Genomic DNA, 12,046 nt, shown 5'->3' on the forward strand with positions numbered 1-12,046 from the left:
TCCTCTGGCATCAATTAATCATTACGGCCATTTAGGAAGATCATTACAAAACGGAGCAATTCAAACAGGGAGACAAGGGCTGCTGCTACATACGTAAGAGCTGCAGCATTTAACACCTTGTTCACACCTCTTTCTTCACTGCTTCTAATGATTCCTTCTGAAACAATGATATCCTTTGCACGAGAACTTGCATTAAACTCGACAGGCAATGTCACAAGCTGAAAGAATACAGCTGCTGAGAACAAAATGATCCCAAGCCCGATTAAGTTAAGGCTGCTGAGCAAAATTCCACCAAGGAAAAGAAGCGGAGCAACACCAGATGCAAAGTTCACGACAGGAAAGATCTTATGTCTCAAAACAAGCGCACCATAGGATTCCTGATGCTGCAAGGCATGTCCAACCTCGTGTGATGCGACTGAAATGGCCGAAATGGAGTGGCCGTAGTACACAGGTTCAGATAAACGAACCACACGCTGCGTCGGGTCGTAATGATCAGTCAAAGTTCCTCTTACCGGTTCAACGGGCACATCGTATAACCCGTTGCGATCTAAAATATATCGAGCGGTTTCAGCACCTGTTTTCATGCTGGATGCTTCCACCTTTGAATACTTTTCAAAATTATTCTTCACTTTAAATTGTGCCCAAAATGATAATCCCAATGCGGCAAATGTTAAAAAATAAAAAAACAGCATGCTCATCAGCTTCCTTTTTATTTTATATATTTATTTACAATTTTAATGACTTTTATGTACCATGTACAGCAAAAAGCACTAGGTCTTTTTCAGGGGAATGACCGCACCAATGAAAAAGAAGAACACACCTAAGCAAGCTGTATAAAAGGTCACTGTACCATAAAGGTCTTGAAAAAAGTGCAGCCATGAAAAATCACTCATAAAATGATTCACAGCATTTAAATCAAACACGAGTAAGATGACAGCTGATGATAAAAAGTGCACACCAATAAAAAGAAGTACGGTCTTTTGAACGAACGACATTCGAATTCCCTCCTTCTTCTCCCTTATTTTAAGATATGGGTTCTATTTCAATACATGACGAAGATGAAAAAATCTTTCCTCAATCGGGCATACTGACATTAGCATTCTCCTGAAAGGAAGAGTCCGATGAAATCAAACCGTATCTTTATCGCTTGGCTAAGGTGGCCGCTTTATCTTCGAATTGCTATTATCATTTGTTTCTTGCTTCTTTTTTTTGGACAATTAATCGTTTTACTAGAACCGAAGCAGTATCATACGATCTTTGATGGGATCTGGTGGGCGCTCATTACAGTCTCTACGGTTGGCTACGGTGATTTTGTGCCGCAAACCATGCCAGGGCAGGTGGCGGGTATGGCACTCATTTTTATCGGAGCCAGCTTTGTCACCGCTTATTTCGCCACACTTGCCGCCGCTGTGTTCAGCAAGCAGCACCATTATGTTGAGGGCAAGGTAGCCTTTAAGGGGGAAGGACACCTGATTATCGTCGGCTGGAATGAGAAGACGAACAAACTGCTTCAGTCGTTTCAAACGATTGATCCAGCCATGCCGATTGTGCTGATTGATGACTCCTTGAAAGAGGGGCCTCTTTTGGAAAATGTTCATTTTATTAAAGGACATGGGACCGAAGACGGCACACTCCGGAAAGCCAATATTACCGGTGCAGATGCACTGATGATTACCGCAGATCAGCATGAAAATGAAGTGACAGCCGATATGCAGAGTGTCTTAACCTTACTTGCTGCAAAAGGCTTAAACTCTTCGCTATATTGTTTAATCGAAATCTTAACAGATCGTTACGTGAAAAATGCCGAACGTGCTGGTGCCAACCAAGTCATTCATACCTCTGATGCTGTCAATCATTTAATGGTTGAACATTTTCTAATAAAGGAACAGCTTACAGCGTTAACAAAAAAACGACAAATGACCTTGCATAAAAACGTCACGATCATACCTGTACCAGCTTCATTGGCTGGAGAAACCTTCTTAACAGCGCTCCATCACTTTTTAGAGCATCATGTGATCATCGTTGGCGTACAAAAAAAAGAAGGACCCATGATGAATCCTCCCTTTGGCTATGAGCTTCATCCAGAGGATGAACTGATCAGCCTTTAAAGCAGTGCGTCTTCTAATTCCTTGACGAGCGAAAAGCCAATCTCAGCATAAGCCTTTGATACATCTCCATCTTTCTCTTTTGGTTCTTGGAATTGGTTAAAGGATGCGCCCACATTTCCAACCATCGCATGATCATCTAACTTGTCTTGATATACATGCTTTAAGAGAAATGGATGTCCCATTTTCACCACAACCCCTGGCTGATCCAGCTGGCCTTTCTCGGCTGTAAATGGAACTCTGAGAAAGGTATAGCCATCACGGTTATCAATTTTATAATCAAAATATCCGTGATCATAATCCCAGTTGCCATTAATGACATAACCGAGCGGCTTCATTGTTTCTTCTAAATGGTAAAGTGAAAAGCTTTCACCAGGCAGTCTGGATGGTACATGAATCATACGAAACCCTCCTTTTTTATTAGGGTTCGTTAAAGAGAGGAATTCATACATTTCCTCTCGCGATTTGTACATTGTTTGTAAACGCGGCATCAAATAAGCTTTGATTGGTTGATTGATTCGTCTCGTTATCGCTGCCGGAACCTGCTGTTTCCTTCGTAGCACTCTTAGAACAAATGCGTCCGACATTGCCAAAGTTCACGATTGCCTGGCCAGAAATATCATGAATATAGACATGATTCGTCCTCATTTTTCACCCTCCTCCATTTATTATTCTATGTACAGTACACAGGAAAGCTTGCACAGGAACCTGAAGAAAACAAAAAAGGCACACCTTTATGTAAAGGTGTGCTTTTTCGCCTTATGATTGTTTTAAACGGCTTTCAAGCTCTGCTTTTTTCTCTTCGAAGCCCGGTTTGCCTAGTAAAGCAAACATATTCACTTTATAAGCTTCTACTCCAGGCTGATCGAATGGGTTGACGCCTAGTAAATATCCAGACATCGCACATGCTTTCTCAAAGAAGTACACAAGGTATCCGAATGTATAAGCATCCATCTCAGGAATTGTCACGATAAGGTTCGGTACTTTTCCATCTGTATGGGCAAGCATCGTTCCTTCAAATGCTTTTTTATTGACGAAATCAACCGTTTTTCCTGCTAGATAGTTCAAGCCATCAAGGTCTTGTTCTTCTGCTTCAATTATAAGCTCATGTCGAGGCTTGTCTACATTGACGATTGTTTCAAACAAGTCTCTTCTTCCTTCTTGAACATATTGGCCAAGTGAATGAAGATCTGTTGAGAAGTTAGCAGATGAAGGATAGATTCCTTTTTCATCTTTCCCTTCACTTTCACCGAATAATTGCTTCCACCATTCTGCGAAATATTGGAGGCCTGGCTCATAGTTAATCAGCATTTCAATCGTTCTGCCTTTATTGTAAAGGACATTGCGGACGACAGCATATTGGTAAGCCGCATTTTCAGAAAGCTCAGATGAAGCGAAGTCTTCGCTTGCTTTTGCCGCACCTTCCATCATCTGATCAATGTCCGCTCCGCTCACAGCGATTGGCAAAAGACCGACTGCTGTTAATACAGAATAGCGTCCACCTACATCATCAGGGATGATAAATGATTCATAGCCCTCTTCAGTTGCTAATGTTTTCAGTGCACCGCGTGCCTTGTCAGTTGTCGCATAAATACGTTTTTTCGCTTCTTCAGCACCGTATTTTTCAATGAGGAGCTTTTTAAAGATGCGGAACGCAATGGCTGGCTCTGTTGTTGTACCAGATTTTGAAATCACATTAATGGAGAAATCTGCATCTTCCAATAGATCCATCACATCTGTTAAATAAGAAGAACTGATGTTGTTTCCAATAAAAATGATTTGTGGTGTCTTGCGCTTGCCTTTTGGCAAAGTGTTATAGAAAGAATGGTTCAAAAACTCAATCGCCGCACGTGCACCAAGATATGACCCGCCGATTCCGACAACAAGCAGGACGTCAGAGTCAGACTTAATTTTATCTGCACTTTTTTTAATGCGGGCAAATTCTTCGCGGTCATATTGCTTCGGCAAGTCCACCCAGCCTAAATAGTCACTGCCTGCACCCGTTTGTTCATGAATATTATGATGGGCCACCTTCACAAAATCTTTTAAATATGTAAGCTCATGTTCTTGAAAGAAAGGTAACGCTTTCGAGTAGTCAAATTGAATATGTGTCATCGCTTGTAAGCCCTCCATTACGTTAGTTCTGTCACTTTCACTTTAGCGGAACTAGCTTTTGAAATCAAGTGATCGTCACTGGCATAACAAAAAGCCGCTTCTCATTCGGAGAAGCGGCAATCTGAATTATAAAGAAGCTTTCAAAATCGATAGAATGTCATCACGGTTAAGTTTCATAAAGTTTCCAAAACCACCATATTCCATTTCTTTTGCTGCAATGTCAGCAATTTTGTCCAGCTGATCCTCACCAATGTCATAATCAGCTAAACGGCTTGGTGCACCAAGGCTTGTCCAGAACGCTGACAATTTGTCGATTCCTTCTAATGCGATGTCACGATCTGACTTTCCTTCTGTTTCGATGTCAAACATGTTCAGCATAAGGTTTTTAAAGCGTTCGACATTATGATCGAGCGTGTGGCGCATCCAGTTTGGGAAGAGGATAGCAAGCCCGCCTGCATGGGGAATGTCATAGACAGCCGATACAGCATGCTCAATCGTATGGGACGCCCAATCGCCAAAGTAACCCATTTGCAGCGTGCCATTTAAAGCAATCGTTCCTGCATAGAGAATCGTTTCACGATGCTCATAGTTTTGTAAGTCCTCCAGCAGTTTTGGTGCTGTCTCGATGACCGTTTGAAGAACAGCAAAACACATCCGATCCTGTAAAGGCGTGTTTTTTACATTATGGAAGTATTGCTCAAAAACGTGGCTCATCATATCGACCATACCATACACTGTCTGGTTTTCTGGCACAGAATACGTATGCTCAGGGTCTAGAATCGAAAAAGCAGGGTGAGTGACTGAGCTGCCCCACACATATTTTTCATTCGTTTCCCAGTTTGTGATGACAGAGTCCGGGTTCATTTCTGAACCAGTTGCCGCAAGTGTCAGCACTGTGCCAAACGGCAAAGCTTTTTGAGCGGTTGTTTTCTTTGAAATAATATCCCACACATCACCGTCATACTCTGCTCCGGCTGCAATTGCTTTTGTACAGTCGATCACACTCCCGCCGCCAACGGCTAATAAGAAATCAATGTTCTCTTTTTGGCAGATATCGATTCCCTTTTTCACTGTTGTGAGTCGCGGGTTTGGTTCAACGCCAGACAGCTCAAACACTTCAGCATCTGCTTCATTTAACGCACGGATGACATTGTCATAAAGACCATTTTTCTTAATGCTGCCGCCGCCATATACAAGTAACACTCGTTTTCCATAACGAGCGAGTTCGCTTTTGAGTCCTTCTAGTTGTCCTTTTCCAAACATCAATTTTGTTGGATTGTAGTAAATAAAATTCTCCATCTGTTGAAACATCTCCTTACAACGAATATATCCAAAAACATGAAAGACTACTGTAACATATGTACACGATGAACTCAAAAAAAGATAACTGCCCGCAAGCAGCTATCTTTTGTTGTTCAATTATAAAGAAGCGTTCAGAATGGCTAAAACATCTTCTTTGTTTAGCTTTTTAAATTGACCAAATTCACCGCGTGCCATTGCACGGTCTGCAATTAAATCAATTTTCTCATCGTTGATATCATAATCCGCTAAACGGCTTGGCGCACCAAGACTTGTCCAGAAAGCTGACAGCTTGTCGATTCCTTCTAAGCCGACTTCTTCATCTGTTTTGCCCGCAGGATCTACATCAAATACACGCACCGCTAATTGTTTAAAACGGCCTGGGTTTTCTTGAATGACATGTTTCATCCAGTTCGGGAACAAGATTGCAAGTCCGCCTGCATGAGGAATATCATAGACAGCAGATACTGCATGCTCAATGTTATGAGATGCCCAGTCACCACGTGCCCCCATTGAAAGCATTCCATTAAGCGCAATTGTACCAGTGAATAAAATGGTTTCACGCAGCTCGTAGTTCTCTAGATCGTCGATCAACTTCGGTGCCGTTTCAATGACAGTGCGAAGAAGTCCTTCACACATACGATCTTGATAAGGTGTATTTTCTGTGTGATGGAAATATTGTTCGAACACATGTGACATCATGTCAACCATGCCATAAATCGTATGGTTTTTAGGCACAGTGAATGTGTTGACTGGATCCAGAATAGAGAATTTCGGGAAAACTGCTGGACTTCCCCAGCCATACTTCTCATTTGTTTCCCAGTTTGTGATAACTGATCCAGAGTTCATTTCAGAGCCTGTTGCGGCAAGTGTCAACACAGTACCGAACGGAATAGCTTCCATAGGAACGTGCTTACGTGTCACGATATCCCAAGCATCTCCATCGTACTTCGCACCAGCAGCGATGGCTTTTGTCGCATCAATGACACTGCCGCCGCCAACTGCCAAAATAAAATCAATATCGTTCTCTTTGCAAAGCTCGACCCCTTTTCTTACTGTTGTTAAGCGCGGGTTTGGCTCTACGCCAGCAAGTTCAGTGATGGCAGCTCCTGATTCTTTTAGGATGCTGACAACTTGGTCATAAAGGCCGTTTCGTTTAATACTGCCTCCACCATATACAAGTAATACGTTTTTTCCGTAGTGTTTGAGTTCATCTGAAAGGGCTGATACTTCTCCCTTTCCAAAAATTAATTTCGTTGGGTTCCAATAAGTAAATCGATCCATGTGATCTCCTCCTCGCGCTACATTATGCGCCTCATTCATTCCAAAAGTAAAGTAATTTGCTTTCATCCATTTTCTTACGCATAGTTTGGCTAAAAATCTGCAAAATATAAATGTATTGATGCTGTAGCGAAAGGAGGAATCACGATGAGTGCTATTCAGCGTATTGCCCTCGTGCTCACGATTATCGGTGCTATTAACTGGGGACTAATCGGCTTTTTTCAATTTGACTTAGTAGCAGCGATCTTTGGCGGACAAGGTTCTGCATTATCACGTATTATTTATGGTCTTGTTGGAATTGCAGGTCTTGTCAACCTTGGTCTGTTGTTCAAGCCAAGCGAAGAAGCTGTTCGCCGTGACGAGCCGAATCCAGAGGTTCGTTAAATAAAAAGGCTGCCTACATGAGGCAGCCTAAGGCACCGTTTGAAGCGGTGCTTTTTTATTATTTCTTGATAAGGTCTTTACGGTTTGATTGCTCAATCCACTCTTCAAGTTTATCTTTAAGCGTATTGAAACCTTGTGGTGCAGCAGCTTCTTCTTTCACTTGCTGTGGTCTTTGTTTCTTTGGTTTGCTTTCTTTTCTTTCAGGTGCTTCTTGTGTCGCACGGATAGAAAGGCTGATTTTACCTGCATTTTCATCAACAGAAAGAACTTTTACTTGTACTTCGTCACCAATTGAAAGGTGCTCATTGATGTCTTTTACAAAGCCATGTGTTACTTCAGAAATATGCACAAGTCCTTGAGTTTCTTCATCTAATGCAACAAACGCACCATACGCTTGTAATCCTGTTACTTTACCAGTGTAAACACTGCCTACTTCAAACTTTGTCGCCATGATAACAACTCCTAAATAAATGTTTTAATATTCGTTTATACGCAATTAAAAACTATATCACAGAACGGGCAGTTACGCAAAATATTTTTTAAATGGGTTTAGATTAGATCAAAAGGGGGAATACCTGAAAACAAGAATGCTTTCTAGTATTCCCCCCTAATTTGTGAGGCATGAGTCCATTTGGATTGATGCCTTTTTTTATTTTAAAATGGCTGATGCTTCTTCCTTCACTTGTCGAGCCTGCAAAAAGCGCTGAATTCTTGAAAGTGATTCCTGAAGATGATCAAGTGATGAAGCGTATGAACAGCGAATATGACCCTCACCGCTCGGTCCGAATACATTCCCAGGAACAACAGCGACTTTTTCACTTAGGAGCAGCTCCTCAGCAAATTGTTCTGATGTCATGCCTGTGCTTTTAATCGATGGGAACGCGTAAAACGCTCCGTTTGGCTGATGGCATGTGAGTCCTAGTTCATTCAGGGAGCCGACAAACAAATTACGGCGTCTTCTATAGCTTTTCTTCATTTTCTCTACATCTTCAAGCCCATTTTTTAATGCTTCTTCTGCCGCATATTGTGCCATCGCCGGCGCGCACATCATAGAATATTGATGTATTTTCAGCATGGCATCGCGCAGTACAGGTGGTGCTGCCACATATCCTAAGCGCCAGCCCGTCATGGCAAACCCTTTAGAAAAGCCTGAAATCAAGATCGTTCTTTCTTTCATATCCTGAATAGCCGCCACGCTTGTAAAAGCTTCATCGTATGTCAGCTCTGCATAAATCTCATCCGTAATAATGAGCAGGTCATGCTCTTTCGCAAATTGAGCAATATCTTCAAGCTCTTCCTTTGAATAAACAGACCCCGTTGGATTTGATGGCGAGCAAAGCAAAATGGCTTTTGTCTTCGGCGTCAGCTTTGTGCGAAGATCAGCAGAATCCGCTTTGAAATCTTTTTCAGCGGATGTACTTAAATAGACAGGCACTCCGCCTGCTAGTGTCGTAAGCGCCCCGTATGCTACGAAACAAGGCTCTGGAATGATCACTTCATCTCCGCTGTTTAAAATCGCACGAAAGGCCAAATCAAGTGCCTGGCTTCCGCCAACTGTGATAATGAGTTCTTCTTCTGGACTGTAGTCAATGTGAAACCGCTTATATAAATAGTGGCTCAGTTCTTTTCGCAAAGAGATTAAACCTGCATTCGCCGTATAGGAGGTCAGTCCTTGTTCTAATGACATAATACTTGCTTCTCTTACATTCCAAGCTGTCACGAAATCTGGCTCTCCGACTCCAAGGGAGATAACTCCCTCCATTGTGGCAGCCAAATCAAAGAATTTCCGAATACCTGACGGCTGAATGCTTTGTACCGTTTCAGATAAATAAGACTTTTTCATTTAAGGAGACACCACGATTCTTTTGTCATCGTCTCCTGTTTCAAACACTTTCCCATCATGTTTATATCTTTTCAAAATAAAGTGGGTAGTTGTTGAAACAACGGAATCAAGTGTCGATAATTTTTCAGATACGAAGCGGGCAATATCAGACATTGATCTTCCGCGGATCACAACGGAAAGATCATAAACACCTGACATGAGATAGACAGACTCCACTTCCTGAAACCGATAAATCCGTTCAGCAATTTCATCAAATCCGACGCCTCTTTTTGGTGTCACTTTTACATCAATCATTGCTGTAACGCCTTCATGGCCATCCACTTTTCGCCAGTCAATCATAGTTGAATAATCAATAATAACTTTTTGATCTTCAAGTTTTTGAATGATGGCTTCGGCTTCTTCTGTTGTCACGCCTGCCATTTTTGCTATTGTATTTAAATCGGCGCGGCTGTTTTCATCTAAAATCTCTAATATTTCAGTTTCTTTTTCTGTTAGTTTCATTTGATTTCACACCTCAGATTATAAAAGCTAGTTTTAAAAAATCTTCTGAACATTATAGCACGTTTTTCCCATTATGCTAAGCAGGGAAAAGATTCTAATGATAGCTTAAAATCCACTTTTTAGGGTACAATACAGTCACCTAACAGAGAGAGTATCAAGTATCGGAGTGAAGAATGTGGACATTGTTCAGCCAGCTTATATGAAAAGTACATTCGGTTTAGACATCTATTACGAGCACTATCCAAATGAGGGCAAGAAGACATTGATCTTAATTCACGGTCTCTTCTCTTCTACCTTCAGCTATCGAAAACTCATTCCGCTTCTAAAGCAGGACTTCAATTTAATTGCGATAGATCTGCCGCCATTTGGACAGTCCGAGAAGTCGAATACGTTTATTTACAGCTATCGCAACATGGGAAAAATTATTATTGAGCTAGCTGGTTATTTACAGATTCAGCATGCGATTCTAGTAGGCCATTCAATGGGAGGACAGATTGCCTTATACGCTGCCACTGAGCGGCCGGACCTATTTGAAAAGGCGGTTCTTTTATGCAGCTCTGGATATTTGAATAAGTCAAAAAGATCACTTGTTTACAGCACATATATTCCTTATTTTTATCTGTATCTAAAAAGAAAGCTTTTAAAGCAGGGCATTATGAAAAATTTAACTGCCGTTGTGCATGATCACTCCATCATTGATCAAGAGATGGTCGACGGATATTTAAAACCGTTTTCAGATGATCAAATCTTTCGGGGAATATTTCGTTTGATTCGGCACCGGGAAGGAGATTTAACCTCGGACGTTTTAAAGAAAATGGAAACACCCGTGCTGCTTATTTGGGGCGAGGAAGATCGAATCGTTCCCATTCAAATAGGCGAAAGACTGCACAAAGATCTGCCGAATTCGACCTTACATGCATTAAAAAAAACCGGGCACCTCATTCCTGAGGAAAATCCGGTCTTTGTGTCTGATCAAATCGGACATTTCAGCCTGTCTTAGCGTGAACAGGAGCTGCTGTCTCGCAAGACAAAAAGCTGATTTGCTATATGCTGACAGCTCTCTATCGGAAGAAGCTGTTCAAATGAGTGATGGTAGATGGCTTGAATCTCTTTTGCTAAAGATAACGGGTCTTCTGCGTCGTATAATGCACTGATGACGTCAGCAGGCTCCGTTTCATAAAAATCCTCTCCATAATGAAAAGGGTCCCATGCCTTAATGAATTGAATCATCTCTTCTACAGCTTGACTATCTTTCATCGGTATCACCGCTTATAATAAATTTTGTGATGTTTATTTTAGCACAACCAAGAATGGTTGAAAAACAGCTAGAGGTGGGTTTCATGAATTTCGACGAACAGATCATACGTAAAGGTTCAAAATCAGTGAAATGGGATCAAGCAGAGTCTTTGTTCCTGACAACAGATGCCCTCCCGATGTGGGTGGCCGATATGGATTTTAAAGCGCCGCAGGTCGTCCTTGATGCATTGAAAGAGCGATTAGACCATGGTGTATTTGGCTATGCATTTCAAGATCAGGATACGCAGCAGGCAGTAGCTGGATGGCTCAAAAGAAGACACGGATGGACCATTCAGACAGAAGCGGTCACTTTTACACCAGGCATCGTAACGGCACTTAGTTTTGCTGTTCAAGCCTTTACAGCACCGCATGACGAAGTAGTTATACAGTCACCAGTGTATACACCTTTTTATCAAATGATTGAGCGAAATGGACGTACAGTCTCAACCAATCCTTTAAAAATAGAAAACAACCGTTATATGATGGATTTTGATGATTTAGAGAAAAAACTGAGCAGACCACAAGCAAAGCTCATGTTCCTATGTCACCCGCATAATCCGTCTGGAAGAGCGTGGTCAAAAGAGGAATTAAAGCGAGTTGGAGACCTCTGTGTGAAGCATGGAGTCACAGTCGTTTCAGATGAGATTCATTCTGATTTGATGCTTTACGGGAAGCAGCATGTGCCCTTTGCCAGCCTTTCTGACGACATTGCACATATTACAGTAACGTGTATTGCGCCGAGTAAAACCTTTAATCTAGCGGGGCTCCAGGCATCTGCTATTATCATTTCAGATGAACAAAAAAGAACCCTTTTCACCAATGAATTGCAAAGAAACGGACTGTCCAAACTGAATGCATTTGCGATTCCAGCGATGGAAGCAGCATACCGCCACGGGGATGAGTGGCTTGATGCCCTTGTTCTTTATCTCGAAGGCAATATGAAGATGGCGATGGACTATATTGACGAAAATCTTCCAAATATGCGTTATATGAAACCAGATGCTTCTTATTTATTGTGGCTGGACATTCGGGATTATCAATTCAGTCAAGCGGAATTAAAGCGGAATCTGCTAAAGAAAGGGAAAGTGATCCTAGAGCTTGGCCACGTGTACGGACACGAAGGAGACGGCTTTATTCGGATGAATCTCGGCTGTCCTGCTTCAACAGTCAAAGAAGGACTGAAACGTCTTCATCAAGCGTTCACGCTATCAGCTGAATAAGA

At 41.9% G+C, this 12,046-nt stretch carries 15 protein-coding genes; 4 read left to right on the forward strand and 11 right to left on the reverse strand.

The genetic code is table 11. The features are described from left to right. Positions 1–14 precede the first annotated feature (14 nt). Positions 15–689 (reverse strand): zinc metallopeptidase, encoded by a 675-nt coding sequence (locus MHI46_RS14890; protein ID WP_024423288.1) that lies wholly within the window; start codon positions 687–689, stop codon positions 15–17. A gap of 81 nt (positions 690–770) precedes the next feature. After that, positions 771–995 (reverse strand): hypothetical protein, encoded by a 225-nt coding sequence (locus MHI46_RS14895; protein WP_059375867.1) that lies wholly within the window; start codon positions 993–995, stop codon positions 771–773. Between the two features lie 126 nt (positions 996–1,121). Here MHI46_RS14895 and MHI46_RS14900 point away from each other — a divergent pair, with 126 nt between their 5' ends. After that, entirely contained in the window at positions 1,122–2,108 is a 987-nt protein-coding gene (locus MHI46_RS14900) for a potassium channel family protein (protein ID WP_260774678.1), read from the forward strand. Here the strand turns inward: MHI46_RS14900 and MHI46_RS14905 are convergent. The 5 genes from MHI46_RS14905 to MHI46_RS14925 form a co-directional block, all read right to left on the reverse strand. Next, on the reverse strand, positions 2,105–2,506 hold the full coding sequence (locus MHI46_RS14905; protein ID WP_024423291.1) for a YugN-like family protein: 402 nt from the start codon (positions 2,504–2,506) through the stop codon (positions 2,105–2,107). The two genes, MHI46_RS14900 and MHI46_RS14905, sit on opposite strands and share 4 nt — an antisense overlap. A gap of 43 nt (positions 2,507–2,549) precedes the next feature. Continuing rightward, complete coding sequence (locus MHI46_RS14910; RefSeq protein ID WP_231730856.1) at positions 2,550–2,753, reverse strand: spore germination protein; 204 nt, start codon at positions 2,751–2,753, stop codon at positions 2,550–2,552. Between the two features lie 111 nt (positions 2,754–2,864). Next, positions 2,865–4,220, reverse strand: coding sequence for a glucose-6-phosphate isomerase (locus MHI46_RS14915; RefSeq protein WP_099663609.1), 1,356 nt, complete (start codon positions 4,218–4,220; stop codon positions 2,865–2,867). 126 nt (positions 4,221–4,346) lie between these two features. After that, positions 4,347–5,519 carry an iron-containing alcohol dehydrogenase gene (locus tag MHI46_RS14920; protein WP_047203925.1) on the reverse strand — a complete coding sequence of 391 codons (1,173 nt, stop codon included), beginning with the start codon at positions 5,517–5,519 and terminating at the stop codon, positions 4,347–4,349. Between the two features lie 120 nt (positions 5,520–5,639). Continuing rightward, positions 5,640–6,803 (reverse strand): iron-containing alcohol dehydrogenase, encoded by a 1,164-nt coding sequence (locus tag MHI46_RS14925; RefSeq protein WP_251181220.1) that lies wholly within the window; start codon positions 6,801–6,803, stop codon positions 5,640–5,642. A gap of 144 nt (positions 6,804–6,947) precedes the next feature. Here MHI46_RS14925 and MHI46_RS14930 point away from each other — a divergent pair, with 144 nt between their 5' ends. Then, positions 6,948–7,184 carry a DUF378 domain-containing protein gene (locus MHI46_RS14930; protein ID WP_003212952.1) on the forward strand — a complete coding sequence of 79 codons (237 nt, stop codon included), beginning with the start codon at positions 6,948–6,950 and terminating at the stop codon, positions 7,182–7,184. 58 nt (positions 7,185–7,242) lie between these two features. On the opposite strand, the gene yugI is transcribed toward MHI46_RS14930, so the two are convergent. The 3 genes from yugI to MHI46_RS14945 all read right to left on the reverse strand — a co-directional run bounded on the left by yugI (position 7,243) and on the right by MHI46_RS14945 (position 9,528). Beyond that, a complete protein-coding gene (gene yugI, locus MHI46_RS14935) occupies positions 7,243–7,635 on the reverse strand; it encodes a S1 domain-containing post-transcriptional regulator GSP13 (protein ID WP_008345795.1) in 393 nt (130 codons plus the stop codon). A gap of 198 nt (positions 7,636–7,833) precedes the next feature. Further along, complete coding sequence (locus MHI46_RS14940) at positions 7,834–9,027, reverse strand: aminotransferase (protein WP_039181074.1); 1,194 nt, start codon at positions 9,025–9,027, stop codon at positions 7,834–7,836. Then, the gene (locus tag MHI46_RS14945; protein WP_003213765.1) at positions 9,028–9,528 is read right to left on the reverse strand and encodes an Lrp/AsnC family transcriptional regulator; all 501 of its coding nucleotides are present in this window, start codon (positions 9,526–9,528) and stop codon (positions 9,028–9,030) included. A 175-nt stretch (positions 9,529–9,703) separates the two neighbouring features. Here MHI46_RS14945 and MHI46_RS14950 point away from each other — a divergent pair, with 175 nt between their 5' ends. Continuing rightward, positions 9,704–10,528 carry an alpha/beta hydrolase gene (locus MHI46_RS14950; RefSeq protein ID WP_024425926.1) on the forward strand — a complete coding sequence of 275 codons (825 nt, stop codon included), beginning with the start codon at positions 9,704–9,706 and terminating at the stop codon, positions 10,526–10,528. On the opposite strand, the gene MHI46_RS14955 is transcribed toward MHI46_RS14950, so the two are convergent. Continuing rightward, positions 10,525–10,785, reverse strand: a complete 261-nt coding sequence (locus MHI46_RS14955) for a YugE family protein (protein ID WP_039181076.1) — start codon at positions 10,783–10,785, stop codon at positions 10,525–10,527. The two genes, MHI46_RS14950 and MHI46_RS14955, sit on opposite strands and share 4 nt — an antisense overlap. 83 nt (positions 10,786–10,868) lie before the next feature. On the opposite strand from MHI46_RS14955, the gene MHI46_RS14960 reads away from it, so the two are divergent. After that, entirely contained in the window at positions 10,869–12,044 is a 1,176-nt protein-coding gene (locus MHI46_RS14960) for a MalY/PatB family protein (protein ID WP_144494240.1), read from the forward strand. The last annotated feature ends 2 nt before the right edge of the window (positions 12,045–12,046 follow it).

The sequence above is a fragment of the Bacillus sp. FSL K6-1000 genome (genome assembly GCF_038630785.1).
Classification (GTDB): domain Bacteria; phylum Bacillota; class Bacilli; order Bacillales; family Bacillaceae; genus Bacillus; species Bacillus safensis.

Coding starts and splice junctions, on each gene's coding strand:
- MHI46_RS14895 (WP_059375867.1), bottom strand. CDS start 995: ATGTCGTTCGTTCAAAAGACCGTACTTCTTTTTATTGGTGTGCACTTT.
- MHI46_RS14900 (WP_260774678.1), top strand. CDS start 1,122: ATGAAATCAAACCGTATCTTTATCGCTTGGCTAAGGTGGCCGCTTTAT.
- MHI46_RS14905 (WP_024423291.1), bottom strand. CDS start 2,506: ATGATTCATGTACCATCCAGACTGCCTGGTGAAAGCTTTTCACTTTAC.
- MHI46_RS14910 (WP_231730856.1), bottom strand. CDS start 2,753: ATGAGGACGAATCATGTCTATATTCATGATATTTCTGGCCAGGCAATC.
- MHI46_RS14915 (WP_099663609.1), bottom strand. CDS start 4,220: ATGACACATATTCAATTTGACTACTCGAAAGCGTTACCTTTCTTTCAA.
- MHI46_RS14920 (WP_047203925.1), bottom strand. CDS start 5,519: ATGGAGAATTTTATTTACTACAATCCAACAAAATTGATGTTTGGAAAA.
- MHI46_RS14925 (WP_251181220.1), bottom strand. CDS start 6,803: ATGGATCGATTTACTTATTGGAACCCAACGAAATTAATTTTTGGAAAG.
- MHI46_RS14930 (WP_003212952.1), top strand. CDS start 6,948: ATGAGTGCTATTCAGCGTATTGCCCTCGTGCTCACGATTATCGGTGCT.
- yugI (WP_008345795.1), bottom strand. CDS start 7,635: ATGGCGACAAAGTTTGAAGTAGGCAGTGTTTACACTGGTAAAGTAACA.
- MHI46_RS14940 (WP_039181074.1), bottom strand. CDS start 9,027: ATGAAAAAGTCTTATTTATCTGAAACGGTACAAAGCATTCAGCCGTCA.
- MHI46_RS14945 (WP_003213765.1), bottom strand. CDS start 9,528: ATGAAACTAACAGAAAAAGAAACTGAAATATTAGAGATTTTAGATGAA.
- MHI46_RS14955 (WP_039181076.1), bottom strand. CDS start 10,785: ATGAAAGATAGTCAAGCTGTAGAAGAGATGATTCAATTCATTAAGGCA.
- MHI46_RS14960 (WP_144494240.1), top strand. CDS start 10,869: ATGAATTTCGACGAACAGATCATACGTAAAGGTTCAAAATCAGTGAAA.